The sequence below is a fragment of the Flavobacterium sp. GCM10023249 genome (assembly GCF_042653365.1).
GTDB lineage: Bacteria > Bacteroidota > Bacteroidia > Flavobacteriales > Flavobacteriaceae > Flavobacterium.
In genome coordinates, this window is sequence record NZ_JBHSHZ010000009.1 from 718,946 (window position 1) to 742,138 (window position 23,193).

The following is a 23,193-nucleotide window of genomic DNA, read 5'->3' on the forward strand; positions in this document are numbered from 1 at the left end:
GACTTAACTAAAGTCGGTTTTTAATTTTTGTGCTTTTTCTTTATTCTTAAGCTTGTTCAAATATAAATCATATAGCTTTTCAAATGTGATTTTAGAATGACCTATTTCATGTGCTTTTTTATAATTGACTTCGGCTTTATCGAACCGTTTGAAATAGACATCAATATACCCTTTTGCCAAATACCCGTCTACTTTAGACAAGGTCAATAATTCGTTCGCATATTTTTGCGCTTTCGATTCGCTTCCACCAATAATCCCAGGCAATTCAATATACAGTACCACCAAAGCCCAGCGGCATTCAATATGTTTGGAATCCAGTTTCGCAGCTGTTTCAAATGCTTCTTTAACATCATCGATCATACCCAAAGCTTTAAACTTATTACTGTTTTTAGCTTTCATTCCTAGAGCGCCTCCGTACTTGAATTGATAATTGGCCGATTTAGGATTTTTGTCTCTTAACTTGGTATAATAAAACAACGCATTATCCCATTGTTTCTGATGTCCTGCAATGTCCCCCAAATACTCCACTACTTTAGCATCGTTGGGTTTGTTCTTATATTCGTTTTCCAATAAAGGTTTTGCCTGATCGAATTGTTTTTGCTGGAACAATTTCTCGGCTTTTTCAAAATTAGTCTGCGCAACAATAATTTGAGAAAATAAGACTAAAAAGATATTAAAATTCTTCATTACCTACCAGCTACATTATTAAAATACCCACATTCTCTAATTACTTCCTGATAATATTTAGTTTTGGAATAATTCTTTATCAATTTTTTATAACCGTTGAATACGATATAATCTACTTCCCATGGCTTGTATACTGGAGTTTTGTAGAATGCATTCCTTTCAATTTTAGTGAGCATGTATACCGCTTTGGCTTTTTGTTCATCATTTGTTGCTGCATCAAAAGCCATTTGATAGTATTCCTGGCTTAATGTATTACTAGACAACATTTCCTGATATACATCGGAAATAAAGTCATTATAATTACCGTACTGATCAATGATTTTATTATCGTAAAACAATCGCGCATTACCATAATACGACATGTTATAGAAGGCATTTCCCAACAATAACGCATTATTGTATTTGTCATTGCCCGAAGTAGACGTAAGTCCTCCTTGTATCTCTACCAGTTTCTTCAAGAAAGCAATTTTAGTATACTTCGTTTTTTGATAAGCGACATGATCACAATCGTTACAATCTTTAATATTGCCATTGAAGGGATTGCCATATAAAACGACTTCTTTGTTTTTCGTAGCCTTTTCCATTTCGGCAATAGCCTGAGGTAATTGATTTTTATAGGCCAACTTTATGGCTTTAAATTCATAGATATCCTCCAGAGTAACACTATAAAGCGATTGTGCCATTTTATCCCAGCTTGTAAGCGATGTTTTAGACAAATAATCTTGCATTTTTTGGGTACGCTCCGGATTCAAGTAGAACTCTTTTTCTCTGTAAAACAATTCAGCCATTACCAAATTTCCTTGTTTCTTGTACAACTCAGCGATATAATTGCGCGACCAATTGGTTAAAAAAGTCGAACGAAGCACAGAACTCGATGACACTTTCCCATTAAGTTCATACAACCATTGCAATTCCGGAAGTAGTTTATTTTCCGCAGCAGTATCCATTTTCTTAATCGAAGCCAAAAGATTGAAAATCTTAAACAATCGTAACTGTTCTCTTGCTACAGTTGTATTGGGATTATTTTTTTCGGCTTGTTCAAAATAATTAGCCGCAACACTGTTATTCCCTTTAATAACCTCCAAATAACCTGCCACTGTATTCCACAAATGAGGAGATTTTGTATTGTTTGCATTGGCAATTTCGACTACTAACTGATATAACTTCGCATCCAAACCTTGACTTTTAAAAGTAGTTTTATTGCCGTAACTACCTCCCCATTCCCAAGTATTGAGTTTACTTTCTTCCTTATTCACCGCCCGTGTTACTAAATAATCCAAATGTGCGTTTTTAGGATCCAACGTATAAATCTCATTAATAGCCTTTACTTCATCAGCATAATACCCATACAAAGCCCATAGTGATGCTTTTTGGCTGTTGTTTTTTGCCATAGCCAACGATTGTTGAAAGTCTTTATCTTCTTGCGGATGAAAACAATAGGTCGCAACTACACGAAGTTTTGGACATTTATCAAAAACCAGACTGTACATAAAATTAGATCGCGCATAGTCTTTGTTCTTATACATTACTCCCGCAACATAGGACAACCCTCTGTAATACAATTCATCACGTTCCTTATTGGCTTGTGACTTCGTATAGAAAAGTGTAGTTTGATTAGGATCTTGACTATAGAAATAGGATTTCATCGTTAAAAACCAATAGCGACTTTTTAGAAATGGGTCTTTAGCAATAGTATAAATATTTTCTATTTTCTTCGCTTGTTCAACAGTCATGTAATTCATAGGATCCATGCTGTCTGTATCATAATTCCAAGAGGCCTGATTGTTGGTATATTTTTCCAAGGATCTTGACAAATTCATAAACGTAAAAAACTTACGGATTTTATCGTCTTTCAGATTGTATTTCACCGACCATTTCTTGTCTTGCTTGTTTCCGGAAATCAATTGGGTTATCTGCTTAAGATCGGTGATAGCCGAATCATTCAGAATAAAATATTCCAACTCCTTTGCACTGATTTTATTGTTTAAATAATTTTTCCAGTCGTAAACAACCGAACTTCCAAATCGAGTAGAATGTGCATTGTCATACCAATTGTCACCATAAAACATATTGGTACTATAAAACAATTGCTCATAAGAGTCATCTTCAACATAAGCTTCTGGAGCAAAGTTGGAACTACTCTCAAACCAATCCCATTCACCCCATTTACCATCAGAACACAATGAGAAAATGGTCGTAGCAACAATGGCAATCGAACTAAAAATCAGCGTTACAGGTTTTGAAAAAAGTGTCATTCGTTAGTTTGTTAAAATTATTTTGATCCAAATCATAATAAATGATTTCTTTTGGTTTTTTCGGCATATACTTTCGCAACAAATCAACCATCTCTTCTAAATCCTCCTCCTGAATCGCTTCGATTTTGAGTTGGTCCCCTTTTTTAAAAAAGAATCCTTTAGTGATTACATCGTCCTTTAGTACTGCCTTATTTTCTTTCCATTCAAAAGTAGCATTATTTTGAAATTCCAAAGCATCAATTTTAGCAATCAAATTCACAATTTGACCATTTCTGCTATGCACTATCCAGGAAAACACCGGTAAAGCGACTTTCAAATCCAACGGATACTTTTTCAACGACGGTAGATAGCGTTCCGCAATCGATTTATCATAAATAGAATTGTCTTCTTCAGCCTTCAGTTCTCCCATATTATAAAACATCAAAACTCCGTAATCCACAGGTGGAATCTTGGTTTCTTTAAAATACTTTACTTGGTGTAAACGAATCGTTGCCGAAATTGTTTTAGGATACTGCTTTTTTAATTGGTGAAGAAAGCGCATAAACAAATCCCTACTTTGTAATGACCAATCGCAATCTATTTGAATCTCATGGTTTTCAATACGGTTTTTGGCATTGATCTGATCCACCAATCGCACAATTTTCATGGCCAAATCTTGTACATCTAAACGCTTATCCAAAAAGACTTCGTTCTTAATAAACACAACAGGAATGATTTCGATTTTGGGTTTTGCTGTATCAAAATGAATAGGCGCTACCGGAAAAGGTTTTCCGCTTTCTAACTTCACATCAAAATAACGCACATACAGTTTTTGAACTTCATTAGTCTGTACTACCTGCTGCTCTTTCGAAGTAAGCTTGAAAAAAGTTTTCCAATAATAAAACGATACCGATGGTGCGTCTTTACTCTCACAAGAGAATAAAAAAAGAAGTAAGCCTAAAAATAAAAATTTCTTCATGATCTAATACTAGCGTAAAGATACATAAAGACCATAAAAAAACCGGATTCAAATAGAACCCGGTTTGTATATTTTTAATCCGATGGATTATTATTTCACCAATGTCATTTCGTCAACAATGTGTTTTGCTCCTGAGAAGTTCTCAATTACCCATAACACATAACGAATATCAACGTTGATCGTTCTTTGTAAGTTTTTATCAAAGATAACGTCACCAGCCATAGCTTCAATGTTTCCGTCGAAAGCCAAACCGATTAACTCTCCTTTTCCGTTCAATACCGGTGAACCAGAGTTACCACCTGTAATATCATTATCCGTCAAGAAGTTTACGTGTAATGTACCGTCTTTATCAGCATAACGACCAAATTCTTTGTTTTGGTTCATTTCTAAAATACGTGCAGGTAAGTCGAATTCAGCATCCCCTTTTTTGTATTTTTTCACTTGTCCTGATAATGTAGTGTAGTTGTTCACTTTTGCATCATTACGCTTGTCAGCAGGTAATGAACGAACTTTACCATATGTTAAACGTAAAGTCGAGTTCGCATCCGGATATTTGATAGAACCAATTTTAGATTCTCTTAATCCTTCAACTAACTTACGGAAAGCTGCTCCGTAATCGTTTTGTGCCTTAGCAATTGCATCCGATTTAGAAGCAAAGTGCGTTAACATATCATTTGACAACACATATAATGGATCGTTTGTCAATAAAGCTTCACTTGGTAAATCCAAGAATGCTTTGATTCTTTCTTTTGAAGTAAAGATACTCAAGTCAAAAGCAGCATTTACATACTTCGTGAAGTCACCATTGTTTTCTTTACCAATTTTCTCCACTAAAGGAGCAATTGCATAACCTGTAGATTTAGTAGAATACAATTTCAATTGTGCTGCTAAAATATCTTTCTCAGCTGGAATGTGTAATTCTTTGAACATGGCATCAGCCATTTCTAAGATAGCAGGAGCCATTTGAGCACGTTTCGCAGGATCTGCTTTTGCATAGTTCTCTAATTGTTTTCCTAAAGTTCTTGCCACAGGACCATAAGCTGTTGTTCTGAACAACTGGTTCATGTAGTTATCATGACGTGATTTCTCATTCGTCAACTTATAGAAGTTATTGATTGTAGCAACAACATCACCATACTTCGCTTTGTTCTCAGGTTTGTTAGCCCAAGCATTGAATTTAGCTTCTTGTGCTGCCTTTGTTTTAGCAGTACCAAATTTGCTCAAAGCATCAATCATCCCTTGACGGTTTTTCCAGTAGTTTGCTGTTGAAGCAAATTTAGAAGCATAAATCAAGTTCAAAGCATCGCTTTGGTTCATGTATTTCTTCATGTTATCCATACCCACTTTTGCACCTTCAACCCAAGCAGGGTAAGCAAACTTCACGTTTTGCTCAATACCTCCTGCAGGCATCCAACGGTTAGTACGTCCAGGATAACCTAAAATCATAGCATAATCATTTTCTTTAACACCACCTAAATTAACAGGTAAATAATGTTTCGGCTTTAAAGGAACATTGTTCTCTGAATAATCAGCTGGATTTCCATTAGCATCTCCATAGATACGGAACATCGAGAAATCTGCAGTGTGACGTGGCCATTCCCAGTTGTCAGTATCACCACCAAATTTACCTAAGCTTTCTGGCGGAGTTCCAACTAAACGAACATCTTTATAATCTTGGTAAACGAAATAGTAGTATTCGTTTCCTTGAAAGAAAGGACGAACAGAAACTACATATTTCCCTCCTTCGTTGTTTTCTTTTTCGATTTTAGCGATTTCAGCATTGATTGCTTTTTCACGCTCAGCTTCTGTCATTTTATCATTCACCACACCTAAAATACGTTTTGAACAATCGTCCATACGAACGAAGAAACGTACAAATAAGCTTGATGGTTTGATTTCTTCTTTTCTTGAACCAGCCCAGAAACCATTTTTCAAGTGGTTTTTCTCTGCGGTAGACAATTCGGCAATGGCATCGTATCCACAGTGGTGGTTCGTTAATACCAATCCGTCTTTAGAGATCAATTCAGCAGTACATCCACCATTGAATTGTACAATAGCATCTTTTAAACTGTGGTTGTTGATGCTGTAAATTTCCTCAGCGGTTAACTGAAGACCCATTTTTTGCATATCTCTGTGATTCAAACGCTCAATGAACATCAAAAACCACATTCCCTCGTCTGCTTTTACACTTGAAGGAACAAGCATAATCGAAACGATTAGAGATAAAAGTAATTTTTTCATAATAAAATTTAGTTTTAGTGGTGCGAATATAGGTGATTTGGCCATTTTTAGAAAATTTTACCTTCCATTTTACCTTTTTGTTAAGATAACTTTAACGTTTTCAATCAATACAAAAAAGCATTCAACCGTTTATGAAACAATACATTATACAATTTTCATTCTGTACAACATCCAAAACCTTTTATCATGATGTGATTTAGCAAATAAAGGGATCCGGTGAGCGAAAAAAATGCTATTCATTAAACCAGAAAAGTTGCACAAGGCTTAACAAACTTTACACAAAGCCTAACAAACTTTACTCAAGACCTAACAACATTTACATTAAACCTAACAAGCTTTACACAAAGCCTAACAAACTTTGCTCAAGACCTAACAATATTTACATAAAACCTAACAAGCTTTACACAAAGCCTAACAAGCTTTACACAAGGCCTAACAATATTTACATAAAACCTAACAAGCTTTACACAAGGCCTAACACCTTTTACACATGGCTCAACACTCTTTACACATGCCCTAACGTTAAACACACAAGGCTCAACGTAAAGTCATATTGGGAATTACAATTTACACCAAACAAAAAAGCACCCTTCTCAGGATGCTTTTAATTTATTATTTGGTACCACAATAGGTCATATCACTGATGGCAAGACGCTGACTTCCTGTGGAAGCGGGTACTGCTACATCATCTGAAGGAAGGTAATACACTTCTTTAACCGTATCCGGCACATAAATATGCACTTCCACAGAGGAATAACCGTTTGGCAAATAGGCAATATAATACCCTTTAGGATGAAGTCCCCAAGTGCCTCTTTCAATTTCCGACGGTTCGTTATTCATTCCAGCCAACATCGCCAACTTTTCAATTTCTTGATAATTGTATGAACTGGATGAGTTAAAAAATTCTCTGATTCTATTTTCTGCCTCCATCACCAAGCGAACAGGCTTAGGCAATTCAGCAGTAGCTTTATCCATTACACTCTGTGGAAGGAAATCCAACCCTTTATTGGTCAAATCCAAAATTTGCGCTTTGCTCAACAACTTAATAGCCGTTTCCTGAAGTTCCATCGGAAGATTTTTGAATTTCGTATGTGCAATAATAGCCCATAGCAAACACTGCACTTTGCTTTGTTCAATTTTCGGATTCTCTTTCCAGTTTTTGATAATTGCAATTACAATTTCTTCTTTCGGCCCTTTCACTGGCGCATAAAGATATCCATCACCTTTACTAGGTCCGTGTGTGCCCGCTTTCAAACAAAAGCTTTTCGCCTTGAAGGAATAAAAGCCTGGCTTTAAAAGAAAACCTTCCGCCGAAAAATTTTCATTACACAGTTCTTTGTATTTCTTATCCTTCCCGAAAGATACTTCTTTCACATTCTTTACATCACAGTCTTTGAAACTGGTCGTAATGGCTTGTCTCGTCAATAATTTCGCTGCTTTGTCCCCACCTAAATTCAGCGCTTTATCTTTTGCCTTATCCTTAATTAAATCAAACAATTGTGCATTTGATACAAAAAAAGAAAAGCAAAAAACCAGTGTTACTAATTTTCTCATTTTTAATTTGTTTGTTTATTTGATTGGCAAAACTACGACAAATCAGGTCGCAATAAAAGAGCAAAGTACAATTTGTCCGAACAAAGGTCAAAAGACTATCAAGCATAAAAAAATCCCTCAATTGAGGGATTTTTTTATGCTTCTGTATTTAACATTTTCCATAACTTGTCTTTCAATTCCTGCAACCCTTGTTGTGCTACAGATGAAATAAACAAATACGGCATACCTTTAAATTCTTTATCCAATTGTGCTTTCATTTCTGCTTTCAATTCATCATCCAGCATATCACATTTGGAAATGACAACCAAACGGTCCTTATCTAACATTTCCGGATTGTATCGACGCAACTCATCCAATAAAATTTCATATTGTTCTTTGATATCATCCGCATCAGCAGGAATCAAAAACAACAAAGTCGAATTACGCTCGATATGACGCAAGAAGTAATGACCTAAACCTTTACCTTCCGCGGCACCTTCTATAATCCCAGGAATATCAGCAATTACAAACGATTGAAAATCTCTGTACGCCACAATTCCTAAATTAGGTTTTAAAGTTGTAAACGGATAATCTGCAATTTTAGGTTTAGCCGAGGTTAAAACCGACAATAAGGTTGACTTCCCAGCATTAGGAAATCCAACCAAGCCAACATCTGCTAAAACTTTCAACTCTAAGATGATATCGATTTCTGCTCCAGGAATTCCTGGTTGTGCATAACGAGGTGTCTGATTCGTAGCACTTCTGAAATGCCAGTTTCCTAATCCACCTTTTCCACCTTTAACCAATATCTTTTGCTCGCCATGTTCTGTAATTTCAAACAATACTTCATCCGTATCTTTATCTTTCACTACAGTTCCTAGCGGCACTTCAATATATTTATCTTCACCGTCATGTCCAGTGCTTCGAGAACTACCTCCGTCACCACCATGACCTGCTTTTACATGGCGCAAAAACTTCAGATGGAACAACGTCCATAAGTTTTTGTTACCTACTAGAATTACGTGACCTCCGCGACCTCCGTCACCTCCATCAGGCCCACCTTTTTCAATAAATTTTTCTCTATGTAGATGCGAAGATCCCTTCCCTCCTTTTCCGGAAGAAGCATAAATTTTCACATAGTCTACGAAATTTCCTTCCGTCATTCTTCTACCCTCCTTAACAATTTTCAAACAACTTCAACAAGCTGTTTTATTTATCTATTTTAATTTATCTCTTTCAGTGAACGCACTAAAACTTTATCAATTTTAATCCCGTCCATGTCAATTACTTCCAACTCCATTTTGTTCCAAATGAGTTTTTCACCCACTTTTGGGATATACGACAACTCGGTCATGATCAATCCGCTCACTGTAGTCACTTCATAATCATTGATCAATTCATCCATATCGAAATACGTTAAGAAATCATGCAAAGAATAATGACCATCTACTAACCATGTACCATCTTCTCTGGCAATCAACTGAAACTCTTCTTCATAAAACTCAGCGGCATCACCCACCAAAGCTTCCAAGATATCATTCAGCGTGATAATACCTTGCAACACTCCATATTCATCGGTTACAAACGCATAATGCACCTTGGTCTTCTTAAAAATCTCCAATGCTTTGTAAGCAGAAGTATGTTCTATAAAATAAACCGGTTCTTTGGTAATGGCTTTCAAATCAAACTTGCCTTTCTCGAAACTTGAAAACAAGTCTTTCAGCAAAACCACACCTGTAATATTATCCAAATTGTCATCACATACCGGATACACCGAATGCAATTCATCCAACACCTTCGCTTTAGTTTCCTGTAAACCGTCTTCCAGCGACAAATACACTACCGATTTACGATGTGTCATCAATGAATTCACTTTACGATCACCAATATGGAATACGCGTTCCACGATATCCTGTTCAATTTCTTGAACTTCTCCACCTTCAGTTCCTTCTTTAATGATGGCTTTAATTTCTTCTTCGGTTACTTTACCGTCTGCAGTAGGTTTAATTTTGAAAACATTTAAAATGAATTCTGTAGAAATAGTTAACAACCAAATAAAAGGAGCTGCCACAATAGACACCATTTTCATTGGAACCGCTACTGCTTTTGCAATTGCTTCGGGGTAATTTAAACCAATACGTTTTGGCAATAATTCTCCTAATACTAAGGAAAAGAAAGTCAGTATAACCACTACAATTCCAACGGACAAACTTTGAGAATACGGTTGTAAAGCGGTAAAACCATTCAAAAATAATTTCACATCTTCAGTTACCTTTTCTCCCGAATAGATACCGGTTAAAATACCTATTAACGTGATCCCTATTTGAACTGTTGAAAGGAACTTATTGGGCGAATTCGCCAAATCTAAAGCTGTTTTTGCACTCGTATTGCCTTTTTTGGCAGCGGTTTCTAACCGATTCTTTCTTGCTGATATGAGTGCGATTTCTGACATGGAAAAAACTCCATTGAGTAAAATCAGCAAGAAAATTATGACTATTTCCAATTGTTTATTGTTTGATTTTCGTTTGTACTAATTTACAAATTTTCAATTACATCACTCAATCGTTCTGTAATTTCAGCAATAGTACCTATTCCGTTTACTGCGTAAAATTTATCTTGTGCTTTGTAGTAATCCATCAAAGGAGCCGTTTTTTCATTGTATTCCTGATAACGGTTTCTTATTTTTTCTTCATCCTGATCGTCAACTCTACCAGATGTTTTCCCACGTTCCAACAAGCGCTGTACCAATATTTCATCATCGGCTTCTAAGGCAATCGTAGCGGTGATTGATTGTCCTTTCGATGCTAAAAACTGATCCAAAGCATCTGCTTGAGTTAAGGTTCTTGGAAAACCATCGAATAAAAATCCTGCTGAGCCCGGGTTTTTATCTACTTCATCTTGTAACATATTAATCGTAAGACTGTCTGGAACCAAATCTCCTCGATCGATATACGTTTTGGCTTCTATACCAAGCGCGGTGTTGTTTTTCATGTTGAAACGAAAAATATCACCTGTTGACAAATGAGTTAAGTTGTATTTTTCTTTTAAAAATTCTGCTTGTGTGCCTTTTCCTGCACCTGGTTTTCCGAAAAGAACAATATTGATCATTCTAATTTTTAAGGTTTATTGTTATATAAAAGTGATGTTGTTTATTTTGATAATTGGTAAACGTCTTTCAGGTTTCTTCCCAATCCGTCATAATCCAATCCGAAGCCTACAATGAATTTATTTGGAATTCTGATACCAACATAATCCAATTTAATATCTTTTTTATATGCTTCAGGTTTTAAAAATAATGTTGCAATTTTAAAATGCTTCACATTCTGGCTTTTGAAAATATGCTTCAATTCTTCAATTGTATTTCCGGTATCCACAATATCTTCAACTATAATTACGGTTCGACCCTCCAAATTCTGATTCAAACCAATCAATTGTTTTACCTCATTTGTAGTCTCCGTTCCTTCATAAGAAGACATCTTAACAAAAGATACCTCACATGGACTATCATAATGCTTCATTAAATCGGACAGCACCATAAAAGAGCCATTCAAAACACCTATAAAAACAGGAACTTCATCTTGAAAATCATCCTCTATCTGCTTCGCCATATTGGCAATTGCAAAATCAATTTCTTGTGCCGAAATAAAAGGCTCAAAATACTTATCGTGTAATTTAACTTCCATAGTTGTGTTTAGAAATAAAGGGCAAAGATAATAAAAGAGTTGAGTATGCAGAAATTAATTATTTTTGAGCAATGAAATCAGACTTTTACATTAAAATTGAAAATTGTGCCGCGTATCGAAAAGACCGCGAAAAGAATAGAAATTTAGCCCTTCGCAACCCTGACTACTTGAAAGAAGTAACAGAAGTTGCTTTTGATCTGAATGACAAAAACCACCACAAAGCCTTTTGGATTTTAGAATTGGTTTGTGAAAAAAAACTAAAAGCCTTCTTACCCTACATCGAACAATTTTTAGAAACAATTCCAAATTTAAGAAATGATTCTGCCATTAGACCAGCTGCTAAAATCTGTCTTTTTCTGGCCAAAAGCAATCATCGCGCCAATGGGATTTCATTATCACAACTTCAGGAAACCCAAATCATTGAGATGTGTCTGGACTGGCTCATTCGTGATGAAAAAGTGGCTACAAAAGCCTACGCAATTAAAACGTTATTTGTTTTGGGCAAAAAATACGATTGGGTTCATGAAGAATTAAAAACTATTGTACAACAAGATTATGCCCATCATACTGCAGCATACAAGGCGACTGCACGAAATACTTTAAAAAAAATAAAATAAGTAAATCGCAAATTTTAACAAAATACACTGGAAAACCGTAAGTATTATAATACAAGTTCCCTTAATTTTACATCAAGAGATCCAAACAACAATAGTTTTGGATTTTTGGATAGATTGTAAATACAAAATATAATCCACCAGTAGTTCCAAAAAACGACAAAAACAAAAAATTACACCCCAAAACTCAATATTTTTATTTGGAAAACCCGGATTCGTTCCGGGTTTTTTTTATTTCTATAGTATTGCATTGTAGCTTTAAGTCAAGATCCTATTTTTTTTAAAAAATACTATCTTTGCACCACACACAACTACAACACAATGAAATATTTTTCTTCTGATTTTAAATTAGGAATCCTAGGAGGAGGCCAACTAGGTAAAATGCTCCTGACCGAAACCCGAAAATTTGACATTCAAACTTTAGTTCTTGACCCCAGTGATGAAGCACCTGCACAATTTGGCTGTACTGCTTTTTACAAAGGAAGCTTAATGGAGTTTGACACGGTATATCAATTTGGCAAAATGGTGGATGTATTGACCATCGAAATCGAAAATGTAAACTTAGATGCTTTAGACAAATTGGAAGAAGAAGGGTTAGCTGTTTATCCTTCACCAAAGACACTTCGCCTAATTCAAAACAAAGGCAAACAAAAAGATTTTTATGTAGCGAACAAAATCCCAACCTCAGCACATCAACGTTTTGTAGACTTGAATGCTTTAAATGAAGCCTTAGAAAATGACACCTTGAATTTTCCTTTTGTTTGGAAAAGTGCTCAGTTTGGATATGATGGGAACGGTGTAAAAATTGTTCGTTCAACTATAGACATGGTTGCTTTACCAGACGTTGAATGTATTGCGGAAGACATGGTACCTTTTAAAAATGAGTTGGCAGTGATTGTTTCCCGTAATCCATCGGGCGAAATCAAAACCTACCCGGTAGTTGAAATGGAATTCCATCCTGAAGCCAACCAAGTAGAATACACTATTTGTCCAGCAAGAATCAGTAAAAAAGTAGCCGAAAAAGCACAAGAAATTGCTTTAAAAGTTTCGGAAGCTTTTAATCATGTTGGGTTATTGGCCGTTGAAATGTTCCAAACCGAAGATGATGCAATTTTGGTAAATGAAGTAGCCCCTCGACCTCATAACTCAGGACATTACAGTATTGAAGCCAGTTATACTTCACAATTTGAACAACATTTACGATCCATTTTAAATTTACCTTTAGGAAGTACTGAAAGTAAGGTAGCGGGCATTATGGTGAATTTAGTTGGAGCTGAAGGCTTTACAGGACAAGTAATCTATGAAAACATTGAAAAGATTATGAAAATCCCTGGCGTTACTCCACATATTTATGGCAAACGCGAAACCCGCCCGTTTCGTAAGATGGGCCATGTAACCATTATCAATGAAGACATGAAGGAAGCCCGCAAAATTGCCGAGGAAGTCAAGAATACAATTAGGGTGATTAGTCAATAATTCAAAAAAGATTACATACAATCAAATCAAAAAACAAAACACACAATGAATAAAGTAGCCATCGTAATGGGAAGCATTTCTGACATGCCAGTCATGCAAGAAGCCATAGACATATTAAACAGTTTTGCTATCGAAACAGAAGTAGATATCGTTTCTGCACACAGAACCCCGGAAAAATTATTTGATTTCAGTCAAAACGCACACAAGAGAGGAATTGCAGTAATTATTGCTGGTGCTGGCGGAGCAGCCCACTTACCGGGTATGGTTGCTAGTATGAGTCCGTTACCCGTTATTGGTGTTCCGGTAAAATCAAGCAACTCTATTGACGGTTGGGATTCGGTGCTATCCATATTACAAATGCCAGGTGGAGTTCCTGTAGCTACAGTAGCCTTGAATGGTGCTAAAAATGCTGGTATTTTGGCTGCACAAATCCTCGGATCTCACAATCCCGCAGTACTAGACAAAATTATCGCTTACAAAGAAAGTTTAAAACAAGCCGTTTTAACCGCTTCTGAAAATTTAAAACAATAAGTATAAAACAAAAAAAAGCTCCTAAATGTGGTATTTGGAGCTTTTAAGTAACACAAACATAAATATCGATATGGGTTAAATCAATATTTAAATTTTATATATTGTAATCCTGAAATTGAATGTTTAAAACCTATTTTATTGGTTTACAGCCCAAACATAATTATTATTTCGGTATACAACAAATAAAATCGACGAAATACACACACAAATGAATATTCTTACAAAATACTTTGACACAAAGCACAATACTGCTCCTTTTTCACAAATTAAATTAGATGATTATTTACCTGCTATTAAAGAAGGTATTGAGGTAACTAAAAAAGATATCGACGCGATAGTAAACAACTCGCAAAGTCCAACTTTTGAGAATACAATCGAGGCCTTGGAATTTGCCGGACCGCAGTTGGATCGTGTATCTACCATTTTCTTTAATTTGAATTCGGCAGAAACCAGTGATGAAATGCAAAAATTAGCACAGGAAATTTCACCTTTATTAACCGAATTGGCAAACGACATTACATTGAATGCCGATTTATTTCAGCGCATCAAATCGGTATACGACCAAAGAGAAGCGTTACAACTCACTACGGAGCAAGCTACTTTATTGGAGAAAAAATTCAAAGGTTTTTCCAGAAACGGAGCGCTTTTAACTGAAGACAAAAAAGTACGTCTTCGCGAAATCGATACCGAACTAGCCAAATTAAAATTGACATTTGGAGAAAATGTCTTAGCAGAAACCAACAACTACGAGTTACACATTACCTCGGAAAATGATTTAAAAGGCTTACCCGAAGATACTATTGAAACCGCCCGTTCGCTAGCTAAAAGCAAAGAGAAAGAGGGTTGGATTTTTACTTTAGACATACCTAGCTATTCACCATTTGTAACTTATGCTGACAATCGCGAACTACGCAAAGAAATGGCTATTGCTTATGGAAAAAAGGCGTTTCAAAACAATGATTTTGACAATCAGGATAACGTAAAAAGAATTGTAGCCTTACGTCATGAAAGAGCACAGTTGTTAGGATACGAATCGCATGCACATTTTGTATTAGAAGAACGCATGGCACAAAATCCTGACAAAGTCAAATCGTTCTTGAATGATTTATTATCGAAAGCAAAACCTGCAGCTCAAAGAGAATTCGCACAATTAACTTCTTTTGCAAAAAAATCAAACAATATCGACCATCTAGAAAAATGGGATGGCGCCTATTATTCTGAAAAACTGAAACAAGAGTTATTCAATTTGGATGATGAAAAATTAAAACCTTACTTCAAATTACAAAATGTACAAGAAGGTGCATTTGAAATAGCCAAAAGATTATTCGGACTAACATTTACTGAAGTTTTCGACATCGATAAATACCACGAAGACGTTCATACTTTTGAGGTAAATGATTCGGATGGCAATTTAGTTGCTATCTTTTATTCTGATTTCTTCCCACGAAAGGGAAAACGAAACGGTGCTTGGATGACTTCTTTTAAATCACAGTATCGTAAAGAGGGAAAAAACGAAAGACCACATGTTTCAATTGTTTGTAATTTCACGAAACCTACCGAAACCAAACCTTCATTATTGACTTTTAATGAGGTGACTACTTTGTTTCACGAATTTGGACATGCCTTACACGGCATGTTAGCCAATACTACATATCCAAGTTTATCGGGCACCTCGGTATATTGGGACTTTGTCGAATTACCAAGTCAGGTGATGGAGAACTGGTGTTATGAACCGGAAGCTTTGGCCATTTTTGCCAAACATTATGAAACCGGCGAAATCATTCCGCAGGAATATGTGAACAAAATCAAAGAAAGCGCTTCCTTTTTGGAAGGAATGGCTACAATGCGTCAATTGAGCTTTGGGTTATTAGATATGGAATACCATGGTAAAGCAATTACCGTTGACAATGTCAAGGCTTTTGAAAAAAATGCAATGGAAGCAACTGCTTTGTATCCCGATGTGGAAGACAACTGTATGAGTGTTTCTTTCTCTCACATTTTCCAAGGTGGCTATTCTTCTGGATACTACAGCTACAAATGGGCAGAGGTTTTAGATGCCGATGCATTCGCTTACTTTCAGGAAAAAGGAATTTTCAATACTGAAGTGGCGGATAAATTCAAAAACTTTGTCCTATCGCAAGGAGGAACGGATCATCCAATGACTTTATATAAAAAGTTCAGAGGTCAGGAACCTAAACCCGAAGCATTATTAAAAAGAGCTGGATTGATATAAAAAACCCAACAATCATAATCAATAAAAACCGAAGTTAACCCTTCGGTTTTTTTATTCATTTTTTTTTAAATTCAAAAACCAAGTAGAAACACCTGAAATACCCTTTACATCGAAAAACGCGTAAAAACACCTAAACCCAAGCACATAGATTGCAATAATTTAGCAGGATACAAACTAATAAAAACTAATATCATGTTAAGCGAAACTACAACTATTGATCTTGGCCCTGGTGCGATTGCAAAGGCACAAGTAGCAGGCGGTCCTGCTTTTATTTTATCTTCGACAGAATGGTTAGCCATTCAAACGTATGTTGAAAGTGGTATGGCGTTGCCTACAACTGATGATGCTTTTAAAAAATTATTAGGATCGGGGGCTCCTAGTGATTTATCTGATTTCAAACCACTAATTGATGCTTACAAACTCATTAATGGTCATGTTACAGGATGGCAAACCGATACTTTTCCAAAAAGTGTATCGTTAGCATCTGACATTTACAATTATGCGCAACAAGCGCCAACCTATTACGCTCCAATTTTACCACTTGCAAAAAAATTAACCGCTAATCCAGATGACCAAGATGCTAAAAAGGAATTGGTTGCCATCTTAGATATGTTATCCAAAAGTGCTAGTGGATATCATGACAAAGCAAAAGAGGTTGCGGAGAAAATTCAAAAATTTGCCAACGATACGCAAGCTGACAAAAACACATTAAACGGAACGGATGGCAACGGTGGTTTGAAAAAATACTACAACGACAAATATGGTGCAACCAGTTCAGAAGTAGAAGAACTAACCAAAGAACTTCAAGCACAAAAAGTGATTTTAGATGCTGCCAATAAAGAATACGACCATGATGTTATTGTGGCTTCCACCACTCCAACCTATGCTTGGGTTTGGCCATTTGGAACTATTGCTGCCGCTATTGTTGCAGGTGTTTATGGAGACAAAGCTGTAAAAGCTTTGGAGAGATCAAGAGCCGCTCAACAACAAATCAATTCATTAAGCAGCAAACTTGCAGCTGACACAATGTTGATGATTAACATTACCACAACCGAATCGAGTATTACCAACATCCTTGAACCATTAAACGCGGCGCTGCCGGTTATTCAAAAAATACAAGGGGTATGGGGTGCTATTTCTGATGACTTGAACAATATCATCACCACTATCAATACCAATATTGCAGAAGCTTTACCTATCATCATGAATTTAGGAGTACAAACTGCAATAAACGAATGGACTGAAGTAGGCGGATTAGCTCAAGCGTATCGTTTAAATGCTTACATAACAGTACAAAAATAATTGTCATGTTAGTCGATAATTTAGTTATGAACCAGTCTGTAGCATTTACAGACTGGTCAACTTATTATAGTGAATTGCAAAAAAAAGGAAATATTCCCAACGCTTCTTCCGCTATAGTAAATAGAGACAATGCCATTTTTAGAGATATGTATCTGGATTTAGCCGCAGTGAAAGAAAAAATCCGAAACTCAGGTTTTACTCCATCGCTCATCACTATTTATGCCGATGTATTAACCATTAGCGACTTTACAAGTATGCTATTGGACTCAAGCGGCCTTATTATTTATGCCCGACGTATAGAATCTTCTGAAAATGCTTCTATATTGTTGAATTATGAAAAATCTTCAACAGCGCAATTGGTAATTTTCGCTTCTGAAATCGAAGGAGAAATCAATGTGACTGCAATCGAAAACAGAACAGATCAGCCAGTACAATTTACTTTAAATAAAGACATTATTTCACCGGGAATTTCAATCAATAATTTGGAAGGTAAACCTGTTAGTCAAAAATTGAGTCTACAACAAGGAATCGCCTTTCAGTTACCCTACGACATGACTATGTATTTAAGCAATGCCTTTATTTATGGCTCTTTGTTGTATGATCAAAATCAATCCTTGGCATTATCAATTTTCCAATGGGTAAAAAGCTGGGCTGCTCAAAGTACCGACATGGAGGAACTCTTCTACAGAAGCACCAGTTTGGCTACTTTATTAAGTTCGGAAATAAATGCAGCTTCGAACGGTGCCCTATTTGTACCTTATCTTACTTCAAGCATCTACACCAATCTTGCAGAAGCATTTTCTATAGAAGCCGAAAAATACGAGAATGACTACATGCATTTAAGTACGCAGAAAGTAGTCACCTCCGAAAATATTGCATTAGCCAAAACTATGGCTGCAAATTCGCAAAGCGAAATTGAGTATGTCAATGCTTTATTAAAACAAGCTAATGAAAATTACGACAATGCAGTAGCTGCTTCTAACAAAGCGCAATTCAACTTTACCAAACAAGAAATAAAAGTAAGTGATGTAGCGGCAAAATTTGAACAGATTGGAATTCCAGATTACCAAAGGGAACAAATCATTAAAGCGATAGTGAGTTTAGCTACAGCGGTGATTACGTTTGGTGCTGGAATTGCCATGACAGTTGCCGGTGATCCAGCGGCTGGTCCAGCGGCTACAAAAGGTGCGATAGATTCGGCAAAAGCGGTTGCCGACGCAGCTGACACAGCAAAAGATGTAGCTCAAACCGCAGACAGTTTGAAAAAATCAATGGAATCGCTTAAGAAACTCGTAGAAGTTCTTAAAAAAGTATACGAATTATCCAAAGCGGTTAAAGATGTGGCAAGTAATATCAGCACAGCCAAAGGACAAATCAAAGTGATTCAGGAAATGAATGATGCCACAAACGGAGTCGATTTAAGTGCAACAGAAGCTTGGGACATTTTCAAAATTCAAGCTGATAACATCTTGGAAGATCCCATAAAAAAAGAAATTGAATTCGCTGCTGAATACAAACAGGAGTTAGACATTTTGGTGGTTTATGGCCAATCGCTTTCTGCTTCCCAACTTGCTGTGATAAAAGCAGGGCAAGATGTAGCTTCTATTACATTTCAATTACATTATGCAAAGGAAAAACAAGAGAACCTACAAAAATTAGTCGATACTTTAAAAGTGGGAGATGCAATGATTGACGAAATGATGCTTCAGTTTTACCAAAAATACATTGATAGCAAAAGCTCTTTATTCTCTGCATTAAAACTCTATCAAGCCTCCTATTTTTATTGGGCATTCCGAAAATCAGACATTCGTCCTAAAATTATTGATAAAGTGAATGATTTGAATGCTGGAATCAAAGACATTACTAAAATTGCTATGGATACAGCCAATGCACTAAACCAATTCAATCCTCCGCCACAAACCATGAGTAATATTTTGTTCGAAATAGATGACGAATCATTACTTAATGAACTGAGAACAACTGGAAAAACTACTTGGGTTTTACCTATGAATAATCCGGAGTTCGATGGATTGAATAGAGTTCGTCTATCAACGATACGCGTGTGGCTTGAAGGTATTTCTTTACAACCGCATAGCGATTCGGTTTATATCAACATTACAACAGCTGGTAATTATTTAGACCGTTACAACAATCAGAATTATCAGTTTGGCAGTAAAGAATTAAAAAGAGCTTTTAAATACCGTATTGCAGACAAAGGGCAAAATCCCGACTGGAAATTTGATAATAACTCGTATGGTTTTGTTCAAATTGACGGATCAGTTGACCAAGAAGTAGCCTATGCTTATTTCCAGCCCACACCTTTCAGTGAATGGAGTATCTCGTTAACGTCAAATAACACAGGTGTCGATTTTTCAAAAGTATCTAAAATAACCATGTATTTTGAAGGTTCGGCAATTGGCTCAACGAAAAGTATGAATGCTCAAAAAAAATTGAACAATGCTTAATTTAGCTTCAACTGCTGTTAGCGAACTATTTACAATTCCTGTAAATGATTGGACGGCGATTAACAAAAGAGTGGGTGAAATTAAGGCTTCGGCAAACATCAAAGACTACATTTCAAGTATTCTTGCCGGCTATCCTGATCTTTTGACAAGTTGTCTTCAATGGGAAAAAAGCACATTCATTGGACTGATAAACCAGTCCAATGAATTAGCAAAGTATGCCGACGAAGCCATATCCAATTTTACGCTACTGAATAACAATGTAAAGGCTTCTCTAAATGCAGGAAATACCAAAGTTCCTAATGACTTGCAACAACAAACGATAGCGACTTTGGAAAAATTAAGAAATGATACTATACCTTTAGAAAATACTTCCAATAGTCTTTCTTCAGAAGTACTTACTTTTTTAAATAACAATATCATTGTTGATACCCAAATGCTAAAGTACAAAGATACATTGGGTACATTTTGGGCACCAATTGGAGACAATATCAATACATTAGAAGGCGCTGCCAGTAATGTTACTTCGGTATGGAGCGCTATAACGGATGATTTAAACAATACGCTCAACGCTCCTATTACTGTTGACTTTGCGTTTATTACATCCCTGAACATCGATGCTGCGATTATCGATTGGCAAAATATTAAAGCGGAAGCAACCGCATTCCCTTTACTAACCAATGGACAAGAGAACTATTGGACAAATCCATTTTAAATTAAACGTATGATAACAATAACCAACGAAAATCTCAGCAGTTTACTTCAAGCTGCAAATGTCGGCCCATTTATGCAGGCTGAAATTGTTTCTCTTACAGGAAAAGGAAAATTAAGAGTGACTTGCAACTGGCTGTATTCCTCTTTGAATTGCGATCCGAATGACAACTCTACTTTTTTGTGGCAATTCAATAAAATTGACGACCAACATATTTCGCTTTCACCTGTCAACAGTTGTATTACAAAAACCATCTATGCCAGCGTTAGAGACGACATCAATTACTACGTACAAGTTCAGGCTCCGTATTCGGCAGATTGGATAACAGCCGTTGCGCGAGATGAAATCATAGGTTTTCAGTTAAGAAGTACCGCAATAGCACAACTAACCGGTTTCAACGGAAAATTCATCCGAATGAATGACCAACCGGACAACCAGAGTGGACATTCGGGTTATAGAGTACGAAGTATGGGAGAAACTTTTGATCAAAATGCACAATGGTTCATCGGAATCAAAAACTCTCTACAAAGTCATATACAATTCAGCGAACTGAATTATAGTATCGAATCCATCGGACAACAATTAAAGGAATCTCATATTGAAATTGAGGAAAATGTACTACAAAAAGTAGTTTCCCAATTACAATACTGATTATGTTTGTTTTACACCCGAAAAGCATAGACTCATTTCACCATAAATGAAGTGTATGCTTTTCTTTTAAATAAACTTTCATTTTTTTTTGAAAGTTTAAAAACTTTGTTATACATTTGTCTCATGACAATGAGCATTTTTAATGCGATTTGCATTTGACCTTTAATAAAGTGATATAAGCAGCAAATGGACTTCAAAGAAGCAAAAAATAAATTCGTTCAAACGTGGGGAGCATTAGGTTCACAATGGGGAATCAACAAAACTATGGCACAGATTCATGCCTTGTTAATGATTTCAAGCGAAGCCGTTTCTATGGAATACATTATGGAGGAATTGCAAATTTCCAGAGGCAACGCTAGTATGAATTTGCGTGCGTTGATGGACTGGGGCATTGTCTATAAAGAATATAAAGCAGGTGAACGTCGTGAGTTTTTTACAGCAGAAAAAGATTTGGATGAATTAGCTGTTAAAATTTCTCGTGAACGAAGCAAAAGAGAAATCAAACCGGCATTAAAGGTTTTAAAAGAAGTTTCTTCTATTGACGCCTCCTCATCGGATGAAGAAAAACACTTTGTAGAACAAACAGCAAAACTGTATGATTTCGTTTTAAAAGCGGATAATGTTTTGGATAAAATTACGGAATACAAAGACAATTGGTTAGCACAGATTCTAATCAAGTTCATGAAATAGTTCTTTTACAAAACAGCTATTTATAAAACCTTGAAAAAAGAAAAAGAATAATACATAACTATTTTTTTTAACCAAAACTTTCATTTTTTTCTGAAAGTTTAAAATTTACAAATACTATGAAAACAGCATTGAAAATAACCGAAATCATCAATATCGCAGCGTTACTATTTCTTCTTATTGGCGCCTATGGGCTTACCATAACAGGATTTTTACAAGTTGTAGCTGCGCTTATTTTTGTTGGAACCTTCCCTAAAAACAAATTCATTTATTGCTACTTCGGATTGGTAATTTTCTTCTTTTCAGTCTGGAGTGGTTCTTTGGAAGATTGGTTTTTTATCATTCCCATTTTTCTGATTTTCTTTTTGACCTTCATTATTTACCATCAAAAATGGAAGCTAAAAAAGGAAAATCAAGAATCAGTTACAACAGTAAAAAATTAAAATATGAGCTTCTTAACCGCACAATGGAAAAACCTGATTATGGCAAACTATGTTGTCAATTCGGAAGTACTTGAAAAATACCTGCCAGCTGGAACGGAACTCGATTACTGGAACGGAAACTGCTATGTAAGTTTGGTTGGATTTCTCTTCAAAAACACAAAAGTTTTAGGTTTCAAAATACCGAATCACACTAATTTTGAAGAAGTCAATCTTCGGTTTTACGTCAAACGTTTTGAAAATGGAGAATGGAAACGCGGAGTGGTTTTTATTCAGGAAATAGTTCCCAAAAGCATTATTACTTTGGTTGCCAATACCTTCTACAGAGAAAATTACAAAACCTTGGTCATGCAGCATGAGAACCAACTGAAAGCTGAAATCAGAAAAGTGAGTTATAGTTGGGAAAATCAAAAGAAAACCAATCAGATTACGGTCAACGCTTATGATTTTGCTTCAACAATAGATGAAGGAAGCGAAGCTGAATTTATCACCGAACATTACTTCGGTTATACCAAATACAATGAAAACACTACCTACGAATACGAAGTAAAACATCCAAAATGGCAACAATATCTGATTAAAAACTTCGAGATTACAATTGACTTCAAAAATGCGTACGGTAACGATTTTGCCTTTTTGAATGAACTGAATCCATCTTCTGTATTCCTAGCTAAAGGTTCTGAAATCAGTGTAGAAAAAAAACGAAAAATTAAACTTTAAATTCAAAA

At 35.9% G+C, this 23,193-nt stretch carries 20 protein-coding genes; 11 read left to right on the forward strand and 9 right to left on the reverse strand.

Annotated elements, in window-relative coordinates; genetic code table 11:
• Positions 1-3: 3 nt before the first annotated feature.
• From ACFO7M_RS10060 to hpt, 9 genes are all read right to left on the reverse strand, one after another.
• Positions 4-687, reverse strand: coding sequence for a tetratricopeptide repeat protein (locus ACFO7M_RS10060; protein WP_379735433.1), 684 nt, complete (start codon positions 685-687; stop codon positions 4-6).
• Positions 687-2,942, reverse strand: a complete 2,256-nt coding sequence (locus ACFO7M_RS10065) for a hypothetical protein (protein WP_379735434.1) — start codon at positions 2,940-2,942, stop codon at positions 687-689. Before ACFO7M_RS10065 ends, ACFO7M_RS10060 begins: the two co-directional genes overlap by 1 nt.
• Positions 2,905-3,900, reverse strand: a complete 996-nt coding sequence (locus ACFO7M_RS10070; protein WP_379735436.1) for a hypothetical protein — start codon at positions 3,898-3,900, stop codon at positions 2,905-2,907. Before ACFO7M_RS10070 ends, ACFO7M_RS10065 begins: the two co-directional genes overlap by 38 nt.
• 90 nt (positions 3,901-3,990) lie before the next feature.
• Positions 3,991-6,141: a S46 family peptidase gene (locus ACFO7M_RS10075; RefSeq protein WP_379714842.1), complete on the reverse strand. Its 2,151-nt coding sequence runs from the start codon at positions 6,139-6,141 to the stop codon at positions 3,991-3,993.
• Positions 6,142-6,753: 612 nt separating this feature from the next.
• On the reverse strand, positions 6,754-7,695 hold the full coding sequence (locus ACFO7M_RS10080; RefSeq protein WP_379735438.1) for a hypothetical protein: 942 nt from the start codon (positions 7,693-7,695) through the stop codon (positions 6,754-6,756).
• Between the two features lie 134 nt (positions 7,696-7,829).
• On the reverse strand, positions 7,830-8,837 hold the full coding sequence (gene obgE, locus ACFO7M_RS10085; RefSeq protein ID WP_379715016.1) for a GTPase ObgE: 1,008 nt from the start codon (positions 8,835-8,837) through the stop codon (positions 7,830-7,832).
• Between the two features lie 59 nt (positions 8,838-8,896).
• Positions 8,897-10,126, reverse strand: coding sequence for a hemolysin family protein (locus tag ACFO7M_RS10090; RefSeq protein ID WP_379735524.1), 1,230 nt, complete (start codon positions 10,124-10,126; stop codon positions 8,897-8,899).
• 83 nt (positions 10,127-10,209) lie between these two features.
• Positions 10,210-10,782: an adenylate kinase gene (locus ACFO7M_RS10095; protein WP_379714846.1), complete on the reverse strand. Its 573-nt coding sequence runs from the start codon at positions 10,780-10,782 to the stop codon at positions 10,210-10,212.
• A 41-nt stretch (positions 10,783-10,823) separates the two neighbouring features.
• On the reverse strand, positions 10,824-11,357 hold the full coding sequence (gene hpt / locus ACFO7M_RS10100) for a hypoxanthine phosphoribosyltransferase (RefSeq protein ID WP_379714848.1): 534 nt from the start codon (positions 11,355-11,357) through the stop codon (positions 10,824-10,826).
• Positions 11,358-11,428: 71 nt separating this feature from the next.
• Between hpt and ACFO7M_RS10105 the strand changes: the two genes are divergently transcribed.
• The 11 genes from ACFO7M_RS10105 to ACFO7M_RS10155 all read left to right on the forward strand — a co-directional run bounded on the left by ACFO7M_RS10105 (position 11,429) and on the right by ACFO7M_RS10155 (position 23,185).
• Positions 11,429-11,974, forward strand: coding sequence for a hypothetical protein (locus tag ACFO7M_RS10105; RefSeq protein ID WP_379714850.1), 546 nt, complete (start codon positions 11,429-11,431; stop codon positions 11,972-11,974).
• 318 nt (positions 11,975-12,292) lie between these two features.
• Positions 12,293-13,447, forward strand: coding sequence for a 5-(carboxyamino)imidazole ribonucleotide synthase (locus tag ACFO7M_RS10110; protein ID WP_379735440.1), 1,155 nt, complete (start codon positions 12,293-12,295; stop codon positions 13,445-13,447).
• 45 nt (positions 13,448-13,492) lie between these two features.
• Entirely contained in the window at positions 13,493-13,978 is a 486-nt protein-coding gene (purE, locus tag ACFO7M_RS10115; protein WP_379735442.1) for a 5-(carboxyamino)imidazole ribonucleotide mutase, read from the forward strand.
• A gap of 208 nt (positions 13,979-14,186) precedes the next feature.
• Positions 14,187-16,211 carry a M3 family metallopeptidase gene (locus ACFO7M_RS10120; protein WP_379735444.1) on the forward strand — a complete coding sequence of 675 codons (2,025 nt, stop codon included), beginning with the start codon at positions 14,187-14,189 and terminating at the stop codon, positions 16,209-16,211.
• A 192-nt stretch (positions 16,212-16,403) separates the two neighbouring features.
• Complete coding sequence (locus tag ACFO7M_RS10125) at positions 16,404-17,513, forward strand: alpha-xenorhabdolysin family binary toxin subunit A (RefSeq protein ID WP_379714858.1); 1,110 nt, start codon at positions 16,404-16,406, stop codon at positions 17,511-17,513.
• A 5-nt stretch (positions 17,514-17,518) separates the two neighbouring features.
• Entirely contained in the window at positions 17,519-19,978 is a 2,460-nt protein-coding gene (locus tag ACFO7M_RS10130) for a hypothetical protein (protein WP_379735446.1), read from the forward strand.
• The gene (locus ACFO7M_RS10135) at positions 19,971-20,690 is read left to right on the forward strand and encodes a hypothetical protein (protein ID WP_379714862.1); all 720 of its coding nucleotides are present in this window, start codon (positions 19,971-19,973) and stop codon (positions 20,688-20,690) included. Before ACFO7M_RS10130 ends, ACFO7M_RS10135 begins: the two co-directional genes overlap by 8 nt.
• Before the next feature lie 9 nt (positions 20,691-20,699).
• Positions 20,700-21,338, forward strand: coding sequence for a hypothetical protein (locus tag ACFO7M_RS10140; RefSeq protein ID WP_379714864.1), 639 nt, complete (start codon positions 20,700-20,702; stop codon positions 21,336-21,338).
• A 186-nt stretch (positions 21,339-21,524) separates the two neighbouring features.
• Entirely contained in the window at positions 21,525-22,028 is a 504-nt protein-coding gene (locus tag ACFO7M_RS10145) for a GbsR/MarR family transcriptional regulator (RefSeq protein ID WP_379735447.1), read from the forward strand.
• 116 nt (positions 22,029-22,144) lie between these two features.
• On the forward strand, positions 22,145-22,468 hold the full coding sequence (locus ACFO7M_RS10150) for a hypothetical protein (protein WP_379735449.1): 324 nt from the start codon (positions 22,145-22,147) through the stop codon (positions 22,466-22,468).
• A 3-nt stretch (positions 22,469-22,471) separates the two neighbouring features.
• Positions 22,472-23,185, forward strand: a complete 714-nt coding sequence (locus ACFO7M_RS10155) for a YqjF family protein (RefSeq protein WP_379735451.1) — start codon at positions 22,472-22,474, stop codon at positions 23,183-23,185.
• Positions 23,186-23,193: the final 8 nt, after the last annotated feature.